The sequence below is a fragment of the Candidatus Magnetominusculus dajiuhuensis genome (assembly GCF_046044395.1).
In the GTDB taxonomy this organism is placed as follows: Bacteria; Nitrospirota; Thermodesulfovibrionia; order Thermodesulfovibrionales; family Magnetobacteriaceae; genus Magnetominusculus; species Magnetominusculus dajiuhuensis.
This window is the reverse complement of sequence record NZ_JBJUSG010000006.1, coordinates 1-22,146: the sequence shown is the minus strand read 5'-3', so window position 1 is coordinate 22,146 and position 22,146 is coordinate 1. Positions and strand designations below refer to the sequence as shown.

The 22,146-nt window shown below is 49.2% G+C and carries 18 protein-coding genes and 1 pseudogene; 16 read left to right on the top strand and 3 right to left on the bottom strand.

Features of this window, described 5'->3' with window-relative positions; all coding sequences use genetic code 11:
* The first annotated feature begins 45 nt into the window (after positions 1–45).
* From hemG to AB7D94_RS01670, 8 genes are all read left to right on the top strand, one after another.
* Positions 46–1,437 carry a protoporphyrinogen oxidase gene (gene hemG / locus AB7D94_RS01705; protein ID WP_420263932.1) on the top strand — a complete coding sequence of 464 codons (1,392 nt, stop codon included), beginning with the start codon at positions 46–48 and terminating at the stop codon, positions 1,435–1,437.
* A 42-nt stretch (positions 1,438–1,479) separates the two neighbouring features.
* Positions 1,480–1,704, top strand: a complete 225-nt coding sequence (locus AB7D94_RS01700) for a DUF465 domain-containing protein (protein WP_420263931.1) — start codon at positions 1,480–1,482, stop codon at positions 1,702–1,704.
* Positions 1,705–1,752: 48 nt separating this feature from the next.
* Positions 1,753–3,417 (top strand): dihydroxy-acid dehydratase, encoded by a 1,665-nt coding sequence (gene ilvD, locus AB7D94_RS01695; protein ID WP_420263930.1) that lies wholly within the window; start codon positions 1,753–1,755, stop codon positions 3,415–3,417.
* Between the two features lie 125 nt (positions 3,418–3,542).
* Positions 3,543–4,520: a YncE family protein gene (locus AB7D94_RS01690; protein ID WP_420263929.1), complete on the top strand. Its 978-nt coding sequence runs from the start codon at positions 3,543–3,545 to the stop codon at positions 4,518–4,520.
* Between the two features lie 44 nt (positions 4,521–4,564).
* Positions 4,565–5,770: an efflux RND transporter periplasmic adaptor subunit gene (locus AB7D94_RS01685; protein ID WP_420263928.1), complete on the top strand. Its 1,206-nt coding sequence runs from the start codon at positions 4,565–4,567 to the stop codon at positions 5,768–5,770.
* Position 5,771: 1 nt separating this feature from the next.
* Complete coding sequence (locus tag AB7D94_RS01680; RefSeq protein WP_420263990.1) at positions 5,772–6,479, top strand: ABC transporter ATP-binding protein; 708 nt, start codon at positions 5,772–5,774, stop codon at positions 6,477–6,479.
* A gap of 11 nt (positions 6,480–6,490) precedes the next feature.
* Positions 6,491–7,651: an ABC transporter permease gene (locus AB7D94_RS01675; RefSeq protein ID WP_420263927.1), complete on the top strand. Its 1,161-nt coding sequence runs from the start codon at positions 6,491–6,493 to the stop codon at positions 7,649–7,651.
* The gene (locus tag AB7D94_RS01670; protein WP_420263988.1) at positions 7,651–8,817 is read left to right on the top strand and encodes an ABC transporter permease; all 1,167 of its coding nucleotides are present in this window, start codon (positions 7,651–7,653) and stop codon (positions 8,815–8,817) included. The genes AB7D94_RS01675 and AB7D94_RS01670 overlap by 1 nt, the downstream gene beginning before the upstream one ends.
* A 92-nt stretch (positions 8,818–8,909) precedes the next feature.
* On the opposite strand, the gene AB7D94_RS01665 is transcribed toward AB7D94_RS01670, so the two are convergent.
* Complete coding sequence (locus AB7D94_RS01665) at positions 8,910–10,304, bottom strand: hypothetical protein (RefSeq protein ID WP_420263926.1); 1,395 nt, start codon at positions 10,302–10,304, stop codon at positions 8,910–8,912.
* Between the two features lie 619 nt (positions 10,305–10,923).
* Between AB7D94_RS01665 and kdpF the strand changes: the two genes are divergently transcribed.
* From kdpF to AB7D94_RS01625, 8 genes are all read left to right on the top strand, one after another.
* Complete coding sequence (gene kdpF / locus AB7D94_RS01660; RefSeq protein WP_420263925.1) at positions 10,924–11,013, top strand: K(+)-transporting ATPase subunit F; 90 nt, start codon at positions 10,924–10,926, stop codon at positions 11,011–11,013.
* 1 nt (position 11,014) lies between these two features.
* Complete coding sequence (kdpA, locus tag AB7D94_RS01655) at positions 11,015–12,805, top strand: potassium-transporting ATPase subunit KdpA (RefSeq protein WP_420263924.1); 1,791 nt, start codon at positions 11,015–11,017, stop codon at positions 12,803–12,805.
* A 21-nt stretch (positions 12,806–12,826) separates the two neighbouring features.
* Positions 12,827–14,896 (top strand): potassium-transporting ATPase subunit KdpB, encoded by a 2,070-nt coding sequence (gene kdpB / locus AB7D94_RS01650; RefSeq protein WP_420263923.1) that lies wholly within the window; start codon positions 12,827–12,829, stop codon positions 14,894–14,896.
* Positions 14,897–14,909: 13 nt separating this feature from the next.
* Complete coding sequence (kdpC, locus tag AB7D94_RS01645) at positions 14,910–15,500, top strand: potassium-transporting ATPase subunit KdpC (RefSeq protein WP_420263922.1); 591 nt, start codon at positions 14,910–14,912, stop codon at positions 15,498–15,500.
* A gap of 65 nt (positions 15,501–15,565) precedes the next feature.
* Positions 15,566–16,534: a hypothetical protein gene (locus AB7D94_RS01640; protein ID WP_420263921.1), complete on the top strand. Its 969-nt coding sequence runs from the start codon at positions 15,566–15,568 to the stop codon at positions 16,532–16,534.
* 187 nt (positions 16,535–16,721) lie between these two features.
* A complete protein-coding gene (locus AB7D94_RS01635) occupies positions 16,722–16,922 on the top strand; it encodes a hypothetical protein (RefSeq protein ID WP_420263920.1) in 201 nt (66 codons plus the stop codon).
* Positions 16,923–16,993: 71 nt separating this feature from the next.
* Positions 16,994–19,687: a DUF4118 domain-containing protein gene (locus AB7D94_RS01630; protein ID WP_420263919.1), complete on the top strand. Its 2,694-nt coding sequence runs from the start codon at positions 16,994–16,996 to the stop codon at positions 19,685–19,687.
* Between the two features lies 1 nt (position 19,688).
* Positions 19,689–20,375 carry a response regulator gene (locus AB7D94_RS01625; RefSeq protein WP_420263918.1) on the top strand — a complete coding sequence of 229 codons (687 nt, stop codon included), beginning with the start codon at positions 19,689–19,691 and terminating at the stop codon, positions 20,373–20,375.
* Between the two features lie 147 nt (positions 20,376–20,522).
* On the opposite strand, the gene AB7D94_RS01620 is transcribed toward AB7D94_RS01625, so the two are convergent.
* The gene (locus AB7D94_RS01620; RefSeq protein ID WP_420263987.1) at positions 20,523–21,701 is read right to left on the bottom strand and encodes an InlB B-repeat-containing protein; all 1,179 of its coding nucleotides are present in this window, start codon (positions 21,699–21,701) and stop codon (positions 20,523–20,525) included.
* Positions 21,702–21,926: 225 nt separating this feature from the next.
* Positions 21,927–21,992: pseudogene (locus tag AB7D94_RS01615) on the bottom strand (SBBP repeat-containing protein); the annotation flags it as partial.
* Positions 21,993–22,146: the final 154 nt, after the last annotated feature.

Here is a 22,146-nt window from a genome sequence, read left to right as displayed (position 1 = left end):
AAAAGGGGGGCGGATGAAACAGCGGAATTGCCCGCGCGTCGGGATATGAAGACGGCCATAATAGGCGGCGGCATCTCGGGGCTTGCCCTCGCGTATTTATTAAAAGAGCAATGTCCCAATGCCGATTTGACGATATATGAGGAGCTGGCGCGCCCCGGCGGTAAGATTTGGACTGAAAGACACAACGGCTTTCTGCTTGAGGGCGGCGTAAACGGCTTTCTCAATAACAGGCCCAAGACCCTTGAGTTTGCGGCAAGCCTCGGCCTCATGCCACTGAGAAGCAGCGACAGGGCAAGAATCAGATATGTGTTCTCAAAAGGCAGGCTTAATCGCATACCGGAGGGTGTATTAGATTTTTTTCAATCCAACCTGCTCAGCGTGCGCGGGCGGGCGAGGATAGTCCTCGAAACCATAGCGCGGCGTTCGTCCTCCACTGATGAGACACTTTCTGAGTTTGCCACAAGAAGGCTTGGGCGCGAGGCCTATGAGACACTTATTGACCCTATGGCGTCGGGCATCTACGCGGGGGATTCGACGCTGCTGTCATTAAAGTCGTGTTTCCCTAAGATATATAACCTTGAGGCCAAATATGGGGGCCTGATAGTTGGAATGCTGAAGATGAAATGGGCGGCAAGAGAGACGGGCAAAAGCGTATCGGCCGGTCCTGGGGGAATTTTGACCTCATTTCAGGACGGGATGGGCGCATTAATTGACGCCCTCGCCGCAAAACTTGGCAGCGCCCTTGTCAACAACAGCCGCGTTACCGCGATAGAAAAGACGGCGAATAAGTATCATATCCATTTCAAAGACGCCCCGGCTGAGGAGGCGGACATAGTGGTACTTGCCGCCCCGGCACACGCCGCGGCTGACATATTATATGCCCTCGATAAGAATCTCTCACTGCATCTGGCGAGGATCCCCTATCCATACGTAACGGTTGTGTCAATGGCATTTAAGCGGGAGGCGGTGAAGAGTGACTTCGACGGGTTTGGTTTTCTTATCCCGTACAAAGAGGGCAGGAAGATACTGGGAACCCTTTGTGACTCAAACACCTTTGGCGGCAGGGCACCAGAGGGGTATATGCTCTTTCGCACAATGCTTGGGGGGGCAAGGGCGGGTGGCGTTGCAGCCCTTGACGACGAAAAAATAATTGATACCGTATTTTCCGAACTTTCTGATATAATAAAAATAAAAGGTACGCCAGAAATGGTAAAGATATTCAGACACGAGAAGGCCATACCACAGTATAATAAGGGGCACGCAGCCCTTTTAGGCGGCATTAATGAATCGCTCAAGGCGCACGACGGACTCTTCCTCCATGGGAACTCATACACTGGAATAAGTGTAAACGACTGCATCGAACAATCGTACCCTCTGGCATACTCTCTGGGCAACTTGATAATGGGTAAAAGTAAGGGATTGGATATTAAATCATGAGGGCCAGCGGCCCTGTTAATACGTTACGTTAAGGAGGCCAAAATGACGGAAGCGGAGATCATTGAGCAGTTGAGACAACAAAACGAGTTATTCAAGCAACTGGAGGAAGACCACAGGCATCTCGACACTCAGATAGACGAGTTTGACAAGAAGAGATACCTGACGACCGAAGAGGACATCAAAAGGAAGGAACTGCAAAAGACAAAACTCTACAAGAAGGACAGGATAGCGGAGATGATAAGAGACTATAAGCGCTCGGTGAATTAGTCCGGCGCGCTCCGAAATAATATGAAACAATGAAGGAGACACGAGATAATGCGAAGCGATAAGATAAAAAAAGGCGTGGACAGGGCACCGCACAGGGCGCTGCTCTATGCAACGGGCATCCCTAAGTCTGAAATAAACAAACCCTTCATAGGCGTTGCAAGCAGTTTTACCGACGTAATCCCCGGTCATGTGGGGATGAGGGAGCTGGAGCGTTTTATAGAGAAAGGGGTTCATACGGGCGGGGGATATCCTTTTTTCTTTGGTGTGCCCGGCATATGCGATGGGCTGGCTATGGGACATAGCGGGATGCACTATTCGCTTCCATCGAGAGAGCTGATAGCCGACATGGTAGAGGCAATAGCAAACGCGCATCAGTTTGACGCGCTGGTATTATTGACTAACTGCGACAAGATAACCCCGGCGATGCTGATGGCCGCGGCACGGGTAAATATCCCATCCATAATAGTAACGGCCGGGCCAATGCACTCCGGCCACCTGAAGGGCAAGCGCCTGTCGCTGGTTAATGACACATTTGAGGCCATCGCTAAACACAGACAGGGTCTCATAGGGGACAAAGAGCTTGAGGCGCTTGAGATGTGTGCCTGTCCGGGTGCGGGTTCGTGCCAGGGCATGTACACGGCCAACACGATGGCCTGCGTGACGGAATCCATAGGGATGTCCCTGCCATTTTGTGCCTCTGCCCTTGCCGTATCATCAGAGAAGAAGCGAATCGCCTTTGAGAGTGGCCGAAGGATAATTGAGCTGGTAAAAAAAGGGATAACACCCAGAAAGATAATGACGAAAAAAGCGTTTGAAAACGCCATAAGGGTTGATACCGCACTGGGTGGTTCAACCAACACGGTGCTGCATATACCGGCGATAGCCCATGAAGCGGGCGTAAAGCTGCCCATAGATGTGTTTGACGAGTTGAGTAAGACCACGCCGCATATAGCGAACATGCTTCCCGGCGGTCATCACTACCTTGAAGACCTGCACTACGCCGGTGGCATCCCCGCGGTGCAAAAAAGGCTCGCACACCTCATGCAAGACAACATAACCGTATCGGGACGCAAGGTGTTTGAAATAATAGCAGACGCGGCCATTGAAGATGAGGAGGTCATCGTGCCAATAGACAAGGCATACCACGCGCAGGGCGGCATAGCTATTATGAAGGGTACGCTTGCCCCGGGCGGTGCCGTTGTAAAACAGTCGGCGGTGATAGAGAAGATGATGAGGTTTGAGGGTACGGCGCGCGTGTTTGACTCTGAGGACGACGCAATAAAGGAAATACTGGAGGGCAAAATATGGCCTGGCGACGTGGTGGTGATAAGATATGAAGGCCCAAGAGGCGGCCCTGGCATGAGGGAAATGCTCACGTCAACAGCGGCAATAGCGGGCATGGGGCTGAGTGAATCGGTGGCCCTGATAACCGATGGCCGGTTCTCCGGCGGTACGCGCGGCCCGTGTATAGGGCATGTCTCGCCTGAGGCGATGGAGGGCGGCCCGATAGCGGTAATCAGAGACGGCGACAAAATAAAGATAGATATACACGAAAGACGCCTTGATATATTGCTCTCTGGTGACGAAATAAAACAGCGGTTTAAGAAGTGGAAGCCGATTAAGCCCAAGATAACGACCGGCTACCTGTCCAGATACGCCCAAATGGTCACATCGGCGGGGACGGGCGCGATAATGAAGACCTTCGGGGAGTAGTTATTCGTAAATACGGGTGAAGGGGGGTTACCCCCCTTCGTCGTTAATCCTTTAATCCTTACCCTGCCCCAAAAGGAGACAATCATGTTGACATACGCAAAAAAACACTATTTACGATGATTTTGATGGGTCTGCTGCTGTCGAGTAGTTCGGCAGGGGACAACGCAGGCTACCATGTAGTCAATAAGCTCCAGCTTGGCGGTGAAGGTGGCTGGGACTACCTGACCGTGGATAGCGCGGCGCGGCGGCTCTATGTCTCGCGCGGCACTCACGTAATAGTGGTAGATATTGACACAAATAAAGCGGTGGGCGATATTGCCGATACGCCGGGCGTACATGGAATAGCCATCGCTCCGGAGCTGAACCGCGGTTTTATCAGCAACGGCAAGGCCAACACGGTCGCCATCTTCGACCTCAAAACACTAAAAATAACAGCTACGGTTAAAACCGGAGAAAACCCCGACGCCATCCTCTATGACACGGAAACTAAGCAGGTGTTCACATTTAATGGCCGCAGTAAAGACGCCACCGTATTTAACGCCGCCACTGGTGAGATTGCCGCAACGATTGCCCTTGGAGGGAAGCCGGAGTTTGCCGCGGCTGACGGCAACGGTAAAATTTACGTAAACATCGAAGACACTAATGAGGTCGTCGAAATCAACAGCCGCAAGCTGTCTGTAACGAAGCGCTATTCACTCAGCCCATGCGAAGAGCCAACAGGGATGGGATTTGACCCTGAACACCACCGTGTCTTTTCCGGATGCCATAACAAGTTAATGATGATTCTGGATACAAACATTGGCAAGGTTACCGCAACCGTACCGATAGGCGAAGGCGTTGACGGCAACGGTTTCGACACGGGCACCGGACTTGCCTTCAGCGCCAATGGCGATGGCACGCTGACCATTGTACGGGAATCATCCCCCGGCAAGTTTGAGGTGGCAGATACAGTTATCACACAACGGGGCGCCCGAACGATGGCAATTGATACCAAGACACACAACATATATCTGCCCACCGCGCAATTTGAAGCACCTGACGGGAAAAAGCAACGTCCAGTGCCGGTTAAGGACACGTTTGTAGTGCTTGTGGTTGGGAAATAAATCGTAAGTTCACGCTGAACCGTGACGATTGGAGATTATCATTTATGCCTGATGCAGGGCTTAGTGAACTAAAAATAGATAAAACATCTGTTGTCAATCGAAAGCAACCCAAAAAGCTCGTCTATCTGATTGTCATAGTACTGATAGCAATAGCCGCGGCCGGGTTTTATGTCAGGGTGGTCAGCGTATTAACGGTTGACGCGTCGGTAGTGTCGCTGATGTATCCGTCTGAGTCTGTGACGATTTTAAACGCAAGCGGGTATGTGGTTGCAGAGCGTAAAGCCGCTGTTTCTTCTAAAATCACGGGACGGCTGGTTTCTATTAACGTCGAGGAAGGAAGCCGGATAAAAAAAGGCGATATCCTTGCAAGGCTTGAAAACAATGATGTGATTGCGGCCAAAGACCAGGCAGCCGCTAATCTTCAGGTATCTAAAAACGAACTCGACGTAGCCCATGCGCAATTCACAAACGCGGAAGTCAATTATAAACGATTTAAAAAACTCTCAGACGCCAATGTTATTTCCCGCTCGGACTATGACGATGCACTGATGAAATACCAGACGGCAACAGCTCAAAAAGGTGCAGCCCAATCTAAAATCAGAGCCAGCGAGGCTGCCCTCCGCTCTGCCGCGGTAAACATCGAATACACCGTAATACGCGCCCCCTTTGACGCCGTCGTTCTTACAAAAAACGCCGATGTCGGAGATATCATCACACCACTTGGCGCTACCGCAAACGTTAAGGCGGCAGTGGTCAGCATAGCGGATTTAGGTTCCCTTATGGTGGAGGTGGATGTCTCTGAGTCTAACATAGCAAAGGTCAAAGCCGCACAGCCATGTGAGATAACCCTCGACGCCATACCCGATAAACGCCTGCGCGGAAACGTTCATATGATAGTCCCCACGGCAGACAGGACAAAGGGGGCTATCGCAGTTAAGGTGAATTTCATTGAGAAAGACCCGGAAATCCTTCCCGATATGAGCGCAAAGGTCGCATTTCTATCCAGAGCCATAGCTGATTCTGAAAAATACCCCCGTACTGTTGTGAACGTCAGCGCAATTTCAAAAAACAGGCAATCGGTGTTTGTTATTACAGACAACGGTACACTAAAGGAAACCGCAATAAAAACCGGCGGGTCATTTGGCGATATGACAGAAATTACAGAGGGCCTTAAGGTTAATGATAGAGTGGTCTCCTCTGGCATATCGAACCTGAGAGACGGCCAAAAGATCAAAATTAAAGAGAAGTAAAATCAATCCTATAGTTGAAATAGAAAACGTCTGGAAATCATATGTACGTGGAAGCGAGAAGATTCCAGTGCTTGAGGGGTTGACCCTGTCGGTGGAGGAGGGAGAGTTTTTGGCTTTAATGGGGCCATCAGGGTCGGGCAAGAGTACGCTTTTAAATCTCATCGCGGCCATAGACCACGCCGAAAGCGGCACAATACGAGTGGGCGGCGTGGATATTACGTCATTAAACGACAGGGAATTGTCCCGCTGGCGGGCAACTCACGTGGGTTTCATTTTCCAGTTTTATAATCTAATCCCCGTGCTGAGCGCACAAGAAAACGTAGAGCTTCCGCTTGTTCTTACAAACCTTAGTAAAAAGGAACGCCTTCTGCACGCCACGGCGGCACTTCGCGTAGTTAATCTTCTCGATAGAGCCAGGCACTACCCGTCTCAACTGTCAGGGGGGCAGCAGCAACGGGTTGCCATAGCACGCGCCATAGTTACCGACCCCACAATAATTGTTGCGGATGAGCCTACGGGAGACCTTGACCGCCACAGCGCAAAAGATATTTTAGAGCTTATGACAATACTAAATGCTCAACATGGCAAGACCATAATTATGGTAACTCACGACCCGAGGGCGGCAGAAACGGCTCATATCATCAGAAACTTTGACAAGGGTGTTCTTACCGGATGTATAGAAAACCAACACGCGGCACTGAAAACATAGGGAAAACATAGTTGTTCCTTCTAAAACTGATACTCAGAAACTCTCTGAGGCATAAGCTGCGCACGGTGCTGACAATGCTTGCGGTAGCGGTAGCGGTTTTAGCGTTTGGGATGTTGCGTTGCATGGTAGATGCGTGGTATGCCGGGGTTGACGCAGCCGCCGCAAACCGCCTCATTGCGCGTAATGCAATTTCATTGAATTTCTTTTTACCGCTCTCGTATAAGGAAAAAATCAGGCAGGTTGAAGGCGTCGCAGGCGTGGCATACGGGAATTGGTTTGGCGGCATATATATTGACGAAAAGAATTTTTTTGCCAATTTCGCTATGGATATGAAATCGTTTCTGGGGCTTTATCCTGAGTTTCAGGTTGCCGGGTCGCAAAAAAAAGCGCTGCTTACCGATAGGAAAGGAGCCGTTGTCGGTGAAAAACTTGCCAAAAGGTTTGGCTGGAAGATTGGCGACACCGTCACCTTGCGGGGTACGATCTTCCCCGGAAACTGGGATTTCACAATACGTGCTATCTATAAGGGACGGGATAAAAACATTGATGAGACTCAGTTTATCTTTCACTGGGATTACCTTAACGAAAAGTTGAAAACTATGAACGCTGCCAGAGGAACAGACTCAATAGGGTGGTACATTATTGCTGTGGCTAAACCTGAACTCGCCGCCGAGGTAGCTCAGCGAGTGGACAAACTATTTAAAAACTCAATGGCTGAGACCCTTACCGAGACAGAAAAGGCGTTTCAGATGAGTTTTGTCTCTATGACGGAGACAATCCTGACCGCGGTACAATTAGTCTCATTCCTTGTGATATTTATAATACTGGCTGTTGTGGCAAACACGATGGCAATGACAGCCCGTGAGCGCATACGTGAGTACTCGGTGTTTCGAAGCCTTGGATTTAAACCTTTATATCTATTTATGATGATAGCCGGAGAGTCGGTGTTTATAACCATAGTAGGCGGGGGGATTGCGATAGCGTGTACATTTCCGGCAGTCAAAGGATTTGGCGATTATATGTCGGCGTATTTGCCGGTTTTCAATGTGTCTTTAGAGACGATAGCGTTAGATGCCGTTATTTCACTGGCTGTGGGACTTTTGGCAAGTATCATACCTCTTTGGTATACGCTTAAGATACGCATAGCAGATGGGCTAAGGGCTATTGCATGATAGGGCTTTTGTTGCAGTATTCTCTTAGGAACCTTCTCAGACGGCGGCTGACCACCTCCCTGACTGCCTTAGGTATGGGGCTTGTGGTGTTTGTGTTTGCAGCGGTGCTGATGCTTTCAAATGGACTTGTCAAGACACTTGTTACAACCGGCTCATCAGATAACGCCGTAGTGTTGAGGAAATCGGCGGGGGTGGAGGTGCAAAGCATGATAACCCACGAGGATGCAGACATTATAGAAAGCCACTCTAATGCAAAAACAGACGTTGACGGGCGAAAACTCTCGGCACGGGAAATGGTAATACTTGTAAGCCTTCCTAAGAAAATAACCGGTAAACCGGCTAATGTGACAATTCGCGGCGTAACGGATAAGTCTTACAAACTAAGGCCGGTAGTTAAACTCACTGAGGGCAGGCTTCCCCGTGCCGGTTCAACAGAGATTGTTATAGGAAAAAGCATCGCAAAGGGATTTAAGGGAACAGACATTGGACAGAGTCTTCGTTTTGCCATGCAGGACTGGGTGGTGGTGGGCATATTTGATGCCGAAAACAGAGGGTTCAGCTCAGAAATATGGGGTGATGTAAATGTGCTTTCACAGTTTTTTAAGAGAAACGTGTATTCCTCAGTAATTTTTAAACTAAATGGCGGCAATATGTTTGATTCCGCAAAGGAGAGAATCCTCCGCGACCCGCGCCTTAAAGTTGACGTCAAGCGTGAAAACCTCTACTACGAGGAACAGTCTGAGATGATGTCAAAGTTTCTTACGATACTGGGGATATCCCTGACCCTGATTTTTTCCCTTGGGGCGATAATCGGGGCTATGATAACCATGTACACGGCAACCGCAACGAGGACAGCCGAAATCGGAACGCTCAGGGCGCTGGGATTCGGACGCCTTAGCATACTGACGGCATTTATTTCTGAATCACTGTTTTTGGGGGGTGTTGGAGGAATTGCAGGATTATTTTTTGCGTCTTTTTTGCAGTTTTTTACCGTATCCACTATGAATTGGCAGACATTTTCCGAGCTGGCCTTTACGTTTTCTATAAACTTTGAAGTAATCCTGTCGGGGTTTGCATTTTCCCTGATAATGGGTTTAGCCGGAGGCGTCCTTCCTGCCATAAAGGCAGCACGCATGAACATAGTGGACTCACTAAGGAACGCATAATTCTTACAAAGATGTGATAAAAATTCGCCCTACCGGTTCATAGCCGGCAGGGCGATCTCGAGAATCCTATGTTTTAGGGTTGCCCCTCTTGCTTACTTCCAGAATGCGCCGTTATTGCCCAGAACACCGCCGCTATATACATTTGCAAGTCCATTAGTAAATGTATATATGTACCCGTTTCCTACATAGGCAGTACCTTCATAAGCGCTCTGGTAGCCTAAAGTTGAGTATGCTGTACCACCAGCATAAATATATACATATCCGTCTGGCCACGCTACGATGGCATAACCATTGTTAAATCCCTGGACATAGTATACACCAGTTGCATCTAATCCTTGTGTCAGGCCGCCATATAGGCCACCATAAAACGAAGCGGACGTAGTGTAGAAGTTGCCAATCACCTGGCTTGCCTTCATGACGTCAGTGAATGTCTTCCAATACAGACCCGTAGAAAACCACTGGCCACCGGAAGATAAAAGGATAGACCCATCTGACCATGCTACAAGGAAATTACCATTGGTTAACCCCTGGACATAGTACATGCTGGTGTTATATGTGTATGCTGTAAAGCTGCCATACGGTGTACCAAAGTAGTTGGAAAGTGAGTAAAGTGTCGCTAAGGCAAGGTTATAGTCCGCGGTAACCGAAGTAACACTCAGATTTTTAATTTCGTGTATGTTGGTTGACCCGCCTGTACCTGCTGAGAAACCAAATTTGAATGTCCCAGGCATTGAACTCTGCCCAATCGCCGTTGAAATGTCGTAATTGTTAATAACCGTTTTGCCATTAAGGACAACGGTAACTTTAAAATCGAGAATTGTAATAGTTACAGTATTCGCGCCTGACCTGCTGCCTGTGGCTATCGTAGCAGGGGCATTCGTTAGAAAGTTATATCCCATCAACTTATTGCCTGAACCACGAATAGCGACCGAGTTCGGCGAAATCCCCGGGCAACCTGAGCTACAAGTCCCAACATAGGAACTGCTGAAATAACCCCCTTCGTCAAATCCTATACCAAGATAACCATTTGTTACGCCGTTAGCGCCGGTTAAACCGTTGGAGGAATATCCGAGTGCTCCACCAGATGCGCCCGTGGTTATTGATGAGGCTCCCGTGGCGCCATCAATGAGGTAAAATGTTAATCCATCTGCCCCAGTGCCGCCATAAGAGGCATAGGTGAATGATACCTGCACACCCTGTACACTTGTAAATGCCGTGCCATAGACGGCTGAACCAGCCTGATTTTTTGTCACGTTATCTGTAAGTCTTAACCATCCACTCCCACCAGTAACGTTGTCTACACCACCGCTGGCGGCGGTCAATTTTGCACTACCCGACAATGTCCATCCCGAGGCCGTTGCTTTCGAAAATGTTTCATTATCAACTGTGTTGTCGCACCTCGCCGTGGAAGCCGTGCATATCAGTGCCAATGCCAAAACCAACGAAAAAACTGTTACTATCCCCAACAATTTCTTATAGGTAATCATAACACTCCTCCTGAATTTTTTTTAAGCTCAATGAGCCATGTCAGGCAGCTTACTAAATTATGGAAGATTCTGTCAAGGGTTTATTTGATAAATATGCTATTACAAAAAAAATTGTGCAAATGAAAAAACGAATCACCGGATTATCCCATATGACAGCATGAAAACCCGCATTTTTATTGAAGTGGGAACAAGGGCAACATAGACAAAACGATGGCAATCGGCTGCATTTTAGTATCTATCCTAATCACTGCGCGACAAAAAAGTGTATCCTCCCTGCTTGCCTTTCTCCTCCCTGCTTGCCTTGCCGTCATTCCGGCTTGTCCGGAATCTGTCTCTCCACTACATCCTCAAGCCAAATAAGATTCCGGACAAGCCGGAATGACGGACTAAGAATGACGGACTAAGAATGACGGACTCCAGAATTACGGATTAAGGGTAAATTCGCTATTCCTTAGTTCATTGGGAATCTGCAGCAGCATCTTCCAATCTTTATAAAATCTTAACACTCCCCCCGCGTTTATTAACACCTATTTTATGGAAGTACCTGCTACGCTATAACCAGATATCGGCAGATACCGGAGTGATTCCGGTTTTATCAAAGTTCGTGTGGGGGTAGATTATGGAGAGTTTTTACTGGATTGGGGGCATTGTCAGCATAGTGTTGCTTGTCTATCTGACTGTAGCGCTACTAAAACCGGAGGTGTTTTAATATGACAGAAAACGGATTACTCCAGATAGTGTTGTATTTTGTCGTCCTGGGATTGTTAGTTAAACCCCTGGGCGGCTACATGGCGGCGGTATATGAAGGCACGCCAAATATGTTCACTTCACTTTTGAAACCAGTCGAAAGGCTCTTGTACCGCTTGTTTGGCTCGAAATGCTGCGAGGAGGATATGTCATGGAAGCGATATACGGCGTCTGTTTTAGTGTTCAGCCTTGTCGGGGCGATAGTCTTATACATTCAGCAACGCTTCCAGAGCCATCTGCCGCTCAATCCGCAGGGATTTCCTGCCGTGTCGTGGGATTCGTCTTTAAACACGGCGGTAAGTTTTTTGACCAACACCAACTGGCAGGGTTACGGCGGGGAGTCAACAATGAGTTATCTTACTCAAATGGCCGGACTTGGCCTTCATAATTTTCTGTCCGCCGCAACCGGCATGGCCGTGCTGGTCGCGTTAATAAGGGGATTTACCAGACGAAGCGTTCAAACAATCGGTAATTTTTGGGTTGACCTTACGCGCTCAACCCTGTATATACTCTTACCTCTTTCGATACTGTTTACAATTATCCTGGTGTCTCAGGGGGTTGTTCAGAACCTTAAACCCTATCAAACCGTACCTCTTATGCAAAAGGTAACGTACGACAAACCAATTGTGGATGCTCAGGGCAATACCGTTAAAGACTCCGCCGGCAAAGACAAAACTGAACCAGCCGAAATGGCGGAACAATCAATCCCCGGCGGCCCGACGGCCTCGCAGATAGCCATTAAACAGCTCGGCACCAACGGCGGCGGTTTTTTTAACGTAAACTCCGCCCATCCATACGAAAACCCCACGCCTCTTTCCAATTTCCTGGAAGTCCTTGCCATATTACTTATACCGGCGGCACTTTGCTATACCTTTGGCAAGATGGTAGGAGATACCCGCCAGGGGTGGGCGCTGCTTATTGCTATGTTTGTGATTCTCATACCCTTGCTGGTGCTATGCTATCACAGCGAGACAGTTGACGCGCCTTATGTTAAGGGCCTGGGCGCGGCTTTAACCTCTGACGGCAATATGGAGGGTAAGGAGGCCAGGATAGGAGTTGCAAACTCTGCCCTTTGGGCCACCGTTACTACTGCTGCCTCAAACGGCTCGGTAAATTCCATGCACGATTCCTTCAGCCCATTAGGCGGGCTTGTCCCGATGTTTCTTATGCAACTGGGTGAAATAGTCTTCGGCGGCGTGGGTTCGGGGCTTTATGGGATGATCATATTTGTCGTGATTTCCGTATTCATCGCAGGGCTTATGGTAGGGCGCACACCTGAGTATCTGGGGAAAAAGGTCGAGGCCTTCGAGATGAAAATGGCGTCGCTGGTTATCCTGATTCCCGCCGTCTGTGTCCTTTTGGGCACGGCCATAGCTGTTGTCCTAAAAGACGGGATAGCGGGCATTGCTAATCCCGGCCCGCATGGGTTTTCAGAAATTCTATACGCGTTCTCATCGTGCTCCAATAACAACGGTAGCGCCTTTGCCGGGCTGTCCGCAAATACGCCCTTCTACAACGTATCGCTTGCGGTTGTTATGATATTGGGGAGATTTGGCGTAATTGTCCCCGTACTTGCGGTGGCGGGGTCTCTGGCAAGAAAAAAATACGTGCCGACAGGTTCAGGTACCTTGCCTACCCATACGCCCCTGTTTGTGGTTTTTTTGATAGGGGTAATTATTATAGTTGGGGCATTAACGTTTCTGCCTGGCCTTTCACTGGGGCCTATAGCGGAACACTTCATGACTGTTAAATAAAAAAATAGGAGGGATGAGCATATGACAGCAAAAGTAAAACAGAATCTTTTCGATTGGCGTCTCATCGCCAGGGCATCCGTTGACTCGGTTATTAAGTTAAATCCACTATACCAGATTCGTAAACCCGTTATGTTTGTCGTAGAGATTGGAAGCATTCTCACAATGGCGCTTTTTGTCTATTCTCTTTCGAAACCATCGGGGGACCCGCCGTCGTTTATATTGGCCGTGTCTCTGTGGCTCTGGTTTACCGTGATATTTGCTAACTTCGCGGAGTCAATGGCAGAGGGCAGGGGGAAGGCTCAGGCTGAAAACCTCCGAAACAGCAGACGCGATATTCAGGCAAAGCTGCTCTCTGCACCCAGACGTAACGCCACAGTAACCCTCGTAGTGTCGCCAAAGCTTAGAAAAGGCGACTGCGTACTTGTTGAGGCGGGGGATATAATCCCAAGCGACGGCGAAGTAATCGAGGGTGTTGCATCGGTAAATGAAAGCGCCATAACCGGAGAAAGCGCCCCTGTAATAAGAGAAAGCGGCGGCGACAGGAGCGCCGTTACCGGGGGCACCCTTGTAGTGTCCGACTGGTTAGTAATTAAGATAAGCGCTAACCCGGGTGAAACCTTTATTGACAAGATGATTTCTATGGTTGAGGGTGCAAAAAGACAAAAAACACCCAACGAGATAGCCCTGGATATTTTGCTTGCCGGGCTGACTATCATCTTTCTGATAGCCACGGTTACGATAGTGCCGTTTTCTATTTTCAGCGTTAAGGCGGCTTCACATGGCAGTCCTGTCACCGTAACGACGGTAGCGGCCTTATTGGTCTGCCTTATCCCCACAACAATAGGGGGGCTTCTCTCCGCTATAGGAATTGCCGGTATGGACAGGATGATACAGGCAAACGTGATAGCCATGTCGGGGCGGGCAGTGGAGGCCGCGGGGGATGTGGATGTATTGCTGCTGGATAAGACCGGCACCATAACGCTTGGCAACAGACACGCCACTGAATTTATACCTGTAAAGGGGATAGATATAAAAGCGCTGGCCGATGCGGCACAACTAGCGTCCCTGGCGGACGAAACTCCCGAAGGTCGAAGCATAGTCGTCCTTGCCAAAAATGAATATGGCATCAGAGAGCGCAATATAAGCACTCTTCACGCCGTATTCGTGCCGTTTTCCGCGCACACACGCATGAGCGGTGTAAACATGGACGGGGTAGAGATACGCAAGGGTGCCTCAGATGCCGTTGCTGAGTATGTAAAAAAACAGGGCGGGATATTCCCCGCTGAGGTCATAAACATCGTAGAGGGCATAGCCCGTGAGGGTGCTACCCCATTAGTTGTGGCACAGGGGAAAAGCGTTTTAGGCGTCATTCGTCTGAAGGATATAGTTAAGGGGGGCATAAAGGAGCGATTTGCTGAGCTCAGGAACATGGGAATCAAGACCATTATGATTACCGGCGACAATCCCCTCACGGCAGCCGCGGTTGCGGCCGACGCCGGAGTTGACGATTTTCTGGCCGAGGCAACCCCTGAGGCCAAATTAAAACTCATACGCGACTATCAGACAGGCGGCAAATTAGTCGCCATGACAGGCGATGGCACAAACGATGCCCCTGCCCTTGCCCAGGCCGATGTCGCCGTTGCGATGAACACAGGGACTCAGGCGGCTAAAGAGGCCGGCAACATGGTTGATCTGGACTCTAACCCGACCAAGCTCATAGAAATTGTTGAAATCGGCAAGCAGCTCCTCATTACCCGCGGCACGTTGACCACATTTAGCATTGCTAACGACGTGGCAAAGTACTTTGCCATTCTGCCCGCGGCGTTTTTAGGTATTTACCCTGAACTTGGCACGCTTAATATCATGAGATTGGCCACCCCTCACAGCGCTATACTGTCGGCTGTAATCTTTAACGCCATTATTATCGTGATATTAATTCCACTTGCCCTCAGAGGTGTAAAATACCGCCCGCTCGGCGCTCATGCCCTCTTAAGGAATAACCTTCTGATTTACGGGCTTGGAGGCGTTGTCGTGCCGTTTGTTGGGATAAAGTTAATTGATATGTTAATCGGTGTGTTGAATATATTTTAAAGGAGGATAGATTATGGCAGTTATCAGAACGTCCATCATATCACTGGTTGTATTTACGGTAATGTTAGGGATTATTTACCCTATGGCAATGACAGGCGTCTCACAGGTGCTTTTTCCGGATAAGGCAAACGGAAGCATTATTGAAAAAAATGGCAAGGCTGTTGGGTCTGCCCTCATAGGGCAGCCATTTAGCGATCCCAGGTATTTTTGGAGCAGGCCGTCTGCCACTACGCCGTATCCATATAACGCCAGCTCATCTTCGGGGTCGAACCTGGGCCAAAACAATCCCGACCTTCAGAAGGCATTATCTGACAGGATTGCCGCGTTAAAGGCGGCTGACCCCGAAAACACGCAGCCAATACCAGTTGATTTAATCACCGCGTCGGGAAGCGGCCTTGACCCTCATATCAGCCCCGCGGCGGCGCTTTATCAGGTGCGCCGCGTTGCGAAACAAAGAGGTATAGGCGAGGGTCTGGTTTTGTCGCTGGTCGAGACTTATAAAGAATCCCGGCAGTTGGGGATTTTGGGAGATCCGGTAGTTAACGTTGTAAAATTAAACATGGCCCTGGATGACGTAGGAGTTGGACGACCCAGGCGTAAATAAACCTGATACAAAGCCGGGGCAAACTCACTATGAGTGTTACAAAAAATTAAATGGAGGAATATGAAATGGAAAGACTAACACGGGCAAAATTAACACGTGCGTTGAATACTTTTTTACTATCTATGGCGCTATTAATCGCCATGGCCATCATCGCGTCGGGCGTTCCTGCCTATGCTGAAGAGGAAAAGGGCGCTCATCATGCCAAGGAGGAGGCCGCCCCTGCACCTGCCAATGAGGAGGCCGCGTCTATCCCGCCCGAAGGCACAGCCGGGCCTGATAACGCCTCTGTCAGCGTGGTGTTCAGCGCCTTTAACAGGTACATCTTCAGAGGATATGAGGTAAGTACCCACAGCATGGTTTTTCAGCCGTCCATAACTCTTTCCTATATGGGGTTTTCGGCAAACGTGTGGAGCAACATAGACACGCATGAGCAGGCGACTCAGAATTTTATCCCGGACAACCCCGGCGGGGCCAGTTATAACGAAGTGGATATAAAGCTCAGCTATACGCGCTCATGGGGTTTGTTCAGCCTGACAGGCGGGTACGTTTATTATGGTGTTAAATATGCCAATAAGACTCAGGAGGTTTTCATGGCCGCGGCGCTGGATATGATTACAAAGCCCGTCCTTACGGTGTATAGGGATTTTGACTCCTTCCCTGGGACATATTTTAATCTGGCCTTCAGCCACTCTGTCCCGCTTCCGATGATTATGAAGGATATGACGCTTGACCTCGGCGCGTGTTTTGGTTATATGGACGGCAGTTCCGGCTACTGGCATACGTATGAGGCAGCATCAACAGCGGGTGGCACAGACGCCTACACGGGCAAAAAATACAGCGCCTTTCACGACGGCATGTTATCGCTTGGCGTAACCATTCCGATAGTAAACAACTTGACCGTGCAGCCGGTGGCGATGTACACATTCCCCCTGTCGCACGACGCCAGCAGGATGGTTAACGGCGTATCGTATAATCCAAACGGCGCGCTTGACCAGAATTTCATATACGGCCTGAATTTGACGTATAATTTCTAATAAACAACAGCCCACCGCCACCTCTGCCGGGTGGCGGTGGCGTTGAAATATATCAGAGGGATATGGTATAACAAAGGCATGAGCGTGATAGCGATACCCAGGTTATTACGAGAGAAATTGGGCGATGGCGGCGTTGACGATTTAATCACCATTATCTAATGAAGTGGGGATGGGGTCTCGTTTGAACATGGCAACTAAAGACGATATTGGAGAAGTAAAAGATGAGATTAAGGAAGTAAGAGACGATGTGTCCAGACTTGAAGTCAAAATGGAATCAATCAAGGGATTAATCAAGAAATCCAAAGTAGATTCCATCAAATGGATGTTTGCCTTATGGGCAACTCAAATCGGCATAATGATAGCCGCCCTGAAGTTTTTTATAAAGTAATTTGATATAAGCTGTTAATCCACTCATCAACCGCAATCATGGCGCCTAAAAAGTGAGAAAATAGGGACGATATGGAAGAACAAAGGCCATCGCCTGATGCCCTGTTGGCACAGTTTAAACAGGACGAGGCGCGTAAACGACAGGGCAATCTGAAGATATTCTTCGGCTCAGCCCCCGGCGTGGGAAAGACCTATGCCATGCTTGAGGCCGCAAGGCAAAAGAAATCTGAAGGCGTGGATGTCATCGTTGGAATAGTGGAGACGCACAAACGCAAAGAAACAGAGCAACTCCTTGACGGCCTTGAGGTAATACAACGTAAGGGAATCGAATACCGCGGCTCTGTCTTGTATGAATTTGACATTGACCAAGCCCTTAGGCGCGCCCCCGCGCTCATCCTTATGGATGAACTTGCCCATACTAACGCCCCGGAGAGCCGCCACAAAAAGAGATGGCAAGACGTGTTTGAACTCCTTGAAGCCGGTATGGATGTTTACTCCACGCTCAATGTTCAGCATGTGGAGAGCCTCAGCGATGTTGTTACACAAATTACCGGCATAGAGATAAGGGAGACGCTGCCTGATTTAGTCATAGAACGGGCAGATGAGATTGCGCTTGTTGATATCACCCCGGATGAGTTATTACAACGGCTTAAGGATGGCAAGGTCTATATGCCTGAGCTGGCAGATGCTGCAAGGGGGAATTTTTTCAGGATGGGCAACCTTCTTGCCCTCAGAGAACTTGCCCTTCGCACAACCGCCGGGCGCGTTGATGAGCAGATGCAGAGTTATCGTGAGGGAAAGAGCGTCAAAGAGGTGTGGCCGGCCTCCGAGCGGATTCTGGTAAGCATAAGCTCAAACCCTCGCTCTATACGTCTGATACGGGCGGCAAAGAGGATGGCCACCGGCCTGAGAGCCGAGTGGATAGCCGTTAACGTGGAAGCCCCATCAAAGGTAAAACCCACCAAGGCTGACCTTGTAAAACTTGCCGGGCATATTCGCTTAGCCGAAACCCTTGGCGCTGAAACCGTAACTCTGACCGCTCAAAAGGCCAGCGAGGAAATCCTGCACTATGCCAGAAGCCGCAATGTCACAAAAATAATCATTGGCAAGCCCGCGCACCCTCGCTGGAAAGATATTATATTTGGCTCTATGCTGGATGAGATAGTGCGTGGAAGCGGCGATATTGATGTGTACGTGATAAGCGGCGATAAGGGGCAGCCAATACCTGCGCCGGCTATAAAATCAAAAAAACAGAAACTGGCAATGAGAGATATTACACTTAGTGTCACCACAGTTGCGATATGTACCGCCGTTGACCAGTTGATGTACCAATATGTCGCATTGGCAGACATTGCTATGGTTTATCTGCTTGGGGTGGTGTTTACGGCGACGCGGGCAGGGAAAGTGCCGTCTTTCCTGACTGCGTTATTTGGTGTTTTAGCGTTTGATTTTTTCTTCGTACCTCCACGTTATAGCTTTGAAATAGCCTCTCCAGGATATCTTGTTACGTTTGCCGTAATGTTTTCCATAGCGCTTGTTATCAGCAGACTTACGTCACGGGTTAAGGCACAGGCCGATGTTGCGCGGCAGCGTCAGCAAACAACCGCGTCACTCTATAACCTAAGCCGCAGGCTGGTTAACAAACAGGATTTGGACCACGTATGCGCACTTGTCATAAATCATGTAACTGAGGTCTTATCCTCCAGGGCAGTTGTGTTTGTACCTGATGAGTTGGGAAAATTGGAGATTAAGGCGGCCACATCTGATAGCTTTGCGCTTGATCAAAAGGAATACGTCGTTGCGAAATGGTGTTTCGACCACGAACAACGGGCTGGTTTTTCTACGGATACGCTGTCCGGCGCTAAGGCGATGTATCTGCCGCTTGTTTCGGGAGCTAAGGCCGTAGGGGTATTAGGAGTGCTTATTGAGCCTGGTCAGGAGTATTTTGACCAGGGACAAATTCACATACTGGAGAGTTTTGCAAACCAGACAGCGGTGGCCATAGAGAGGATAATGCTTGTAAACGAGGCTCAACATGCCATGCTGAAGGTGGAAACAGAAACCATGCGCAACACGCTTCTCAGCTCCATCTCCCACGACCTGCGCACTCCCCTTGCTGCCATTACCGGGGCGGCCTCTACCCTGCTTGAAAAAGACATGGCCTTTGATTCCAATGAAAAGCATGAGCTGCTTCTGACCATATACGAGGAGGCCGAGCACCTTAACCAGATAATCCGAAACATCCTCAACATGACACGCATAGAGGCTGGGGGCATAACCGTAAAAAAACAGTGGCAGTTCATTGATGAAATCGTTGGGGGCGCGCTTAACCGCCTGTCAGAAAAGATAGGAGACAAACCTGTGGAGGTGAATTTTCCGGAGGACTTGCCGATGCTTTTTTTTGATCCGCTGTTGATTGAGCAGGTGATGATGAATCTCCTGGATAACGCCATTAAGTACACGCCGCACGATACACCCATAGAGCTTTCGGCAGCCGTTAAAGAAACCAACGTTGTTGTGGAAGTCAAAGACAGGGGGCCGGGGGTGCCGCCCGGTGAAGAGGAGCGGATATTCGATAAGTTTGTGCGAAGCTCTTCCAAAGGTGGGGGCATAGGGCTTGGGCTGACCATCTGCCGCGCTGTCATAACTGCTCACGGGGGACAAATAAGCGCGCAAAACAGGCAAGGCGGAGGCGCGGTGTTTAGTTTTTCGCTGCCTGTTGAAAATCAACCCGACACGTCGGCTCAACCAATGGGGGTGAGATAATTTGGAAAACGGCCTGATTCTTCTTATAGAGGATGAGGCTCAAATGCTGCGCTTCCTGCGTATAACAATCAAGGGGCATGGGTACGGGCTTATAGAGGCCGAAACTGCAAAGGATGGATTAATGCAGGCCGCAATGCGCAACCCCGACGTTATCCTGCTTGATTTAGGGCTTCCCGATATGGATGGGATTGATGTAATAAAGCAGCTTCGCGGCTGGAATGAAGCCTCCATTATAGTCATCTCTGCAAGGGAGCAGGAGGAGGACAAGATAAGGGCGCTGGACACGGGGGCAGACGATTATCTTACAAAACCATTCAGCGCCGGTGAACTGCTTGCCCGCGTACGAGTGGCCTTTCGGCGCAAGACACCGGTTCAACAGGGCGAGCACATCTTTGCTGTTGATGATATGAAGGTTAATCTTGTTACAAGACAGGTGTTTATTAAGGATGTCGAAACTCACTTAACTCCAATTGAGTACAGCCTGTTAACGGTACTCATTAAGAATGCCGGCAAGGTTGTGACGCATTCTCAACTGCTCAAAGAGGTCTGGGGGGCAAATTACGCTAATCAGCCGCAATACCTGAGGGTATACATGGCTCAGTTGCGCCGCAAGCTCGAATCCAATCCTGCGCGCCCAAAGTTTTTAGTAAATGAACCGGCAATCGGTTACAGACTTAAACTGCAATAGGGACAAATTAACCGGACTGCCTGTTATATCCCCTTCCTCGGAGATCATGTCAATCGTTCTCCCCTGCTGAGATTAAAGCAAATGGCGGCCCCATTAAGCCGCCACGGCCAATCACTTCAACGCTACTTAGGGCTTATACCCGTTATTTTATTTCCATTTAATACCCATAGAGTACACATTAGTGCCATCCCAATAATACATGTATCCATCAGTGTACGCTATAAGCGCCATACCATTGGTAAACCATTGGACATAGTATGTGCCGCCTGTCGTTGTTCCTGATGTTACACCCCCGGATTTTGTTCCAAGGTACGTGGAATATTGACTGTATATTGTGTTAATCATCGTGCTTGCCGCGGTATAGTCGCTGCTTGTTTTCCATGATGTCCCCAGAGAGTACCAACTGCCGCCATAATATAAATACATATATCCATCTGACCATGCCACAAGCGCGCCGCCGTTTGTATACCATTGAACATAGTATGTGCCGCCATTAGCGTCTGTCGCCGTAGTTACACTTCCGGATGCTGTTCCAAACCATGAGGCATATTGGCTATATATTGAGTTAATTGCCGCAGCGGCAAGTGTATAATCCGATGACCCTGACGATGTAAATGTTACGGTTACAGACTTATTCGCCGACATCGCAACGGTACAGGCAACGCCGCTTGTTGAAGCACACCCGCTCCAGCTTGAAAAAGTAGAGCCGGAAGCCGTAGCTGCCGTTAACGTTACCGATGTACCGGAGGCATATGATGTAGAACAGGTTGAGCCGCAGCTTATTCCCGATGGGCTGATAGTTACTGTGCCTGAACCCGTGCCGGATTTAGTTACGCTCAGGGTATAATAAGCAGTTTGAGATAAGGTAAACGTTGCCGTGACAGACTTATTCGCCGACATTGCAACGGTACATGTGGCGCCGCTTGTCGAATCACACCCTGTCCAGGCTGAAAAAGTAGAGCCTGAGGCCGCCGCTGCCGTCAGCGTTACAGATGTGCCGGATGTATATGACGCAGTGCCTGTATTGCCGCTCCATGATAACGTCCCCGAATTCGCGGTTACAGTGCCTGACCCCGTGCCGGCGTTGGTTGCCGTTAAGGTATAGGTGCTGGCAGGCGCGAATACCTGGACCCGAGAGTTATTAACCTCTGAAGTATAAATGTTCCCGCTGCTGTCTATCGCTATACCCTGTACGTTATCAAACTGGCCATCCCCTGAACCTTGACTGCCCCATCTTCTGATAAAAGTTCCATCGCTTGCATATTTAATGATTTGATAATTGGACTGGTCAATAACATAAACATACCCGCTGCTATCTACCGCCACGCCACCAGGATAAAACCATTCGGTGCTCCCTTGGCCTAATCTGCCCCATTCTGCAAGTATGGTCCCATCGCTTGAATATTTCTGTGTTCCAGTCTGGTCAGTAGTATATAAATATGTCCCGCTGCTATTTACTGCTACGCCCTCAGGGCCTCCCCAATACTGGCCGGCCCCCGTACCCTGACTGCCCCATTTTTTGACAAAAACCCCATTATTTGTAAATTTTTGTACCCGTGCATTACCTCGATCGGCCACATAAACATTCCCGTTGCCATCAACTGCTAAACCTTGCATGAAATGAAACTGACCATCCCCTGTACCATCAATGCCCCATTTTTTGACAAAAGTATAACTGTCCGCTGAAGCTGTAGTTGACGATAAAATGTTGAAAGGAATGTAAGCGTCAAGAAAACCCCATCTTTACAGTGGGGGTAGCAGATGTCATAAT

Bases quoted from the DNA above. Each gene is read 5' to 3' on its own strand.
- AB7D94_RS01640 (WP_420263921.1), top strand. From the start codon at position 15,566: ATGGAAAGACTAACACGGGCAAAATTAACACGTGCGTTGAATACTTTT.
- kdpB (WP_420263923.1), top strand. From the start codon at position 12,827: ATGACAGCAAAAGTAAAACAGAATCTTTTCGATTGGCGTCTCATCGCC.
- AB7D94_RS01685 (WP_420263928.1), top strand. From the start codon at position 4,565: ATGCCTGATGCAGGGCTTAGTGAACTAAAAATAGATAAAACATCTGTT.
- ilvD (WP_420263930.1), top strand. From the start codon at position 1,753: ATGCGAAGCGATAAGATAAAAAAAGGCGTGGACAGGGCACCGCACAGG.
- AB7D94_RS01630 (WP_420263919.1), top strand. From the start codon at position 16,994: ATGGAAGAACAAAGGCCATCGCCTGATGCCCTGTTGGCACAGTTTAAA.
- kdpC (WP_420263922.1), top strand. From the start codon at position 14,910: ATGGCAGTTATCAGAACGTCCATCATATCACTGGTTGTATTTACGGTA.
- hemG (WP_420263932.1), top strand. From the start codon at position 46: ATGAAGACGGCCATAATAGGCGGCGGCATCTCGGGGCTTGCCCTCGCG.
- AB7D94_RS01665 (WP_420263926.1), bottom strand. From the start codon at position 10,304: ATGATTACCTATAAGAAATTGTTGGGGATAGTAACAGTTTTTTCGTTG.
- kdpA (WP_420263924.1), top strand. From the start codon at position 11,015: ATGACAGAAAACGGATTACTCCAGATAGTGTTGTATTTTGTCGTCCTG.
- AB7D94_RS01700 (WP_420263931.1), top strand. From the start codon at position 1,480: ATGACGGAAGCGGAGATCATTGAGCAGTTGAGACAACAAAACGAGTTA.
- AB7D94_RS01690 (WP_420263929.1), top strand. From the start codon at position 3,543: ATGGGTCTGCTGCTGTCGAGTAGTTCGGCAGGGGACAACGCAGGCTAC.
- kdpF (WP_420263925.1), top strand. From the start codon at position 10,924: ATGGAGAGTTTTTACTGGATTGGGGGCATTGTCAGCATAGTGTTGCTT.
- AB7D94_RS01635 (WP_420263920.1), top strand. From the start codon at position 16,722: ATGGCAACTAAAGACGATATTGGAGAAGTAAAAGATGAGATTAAGGAA.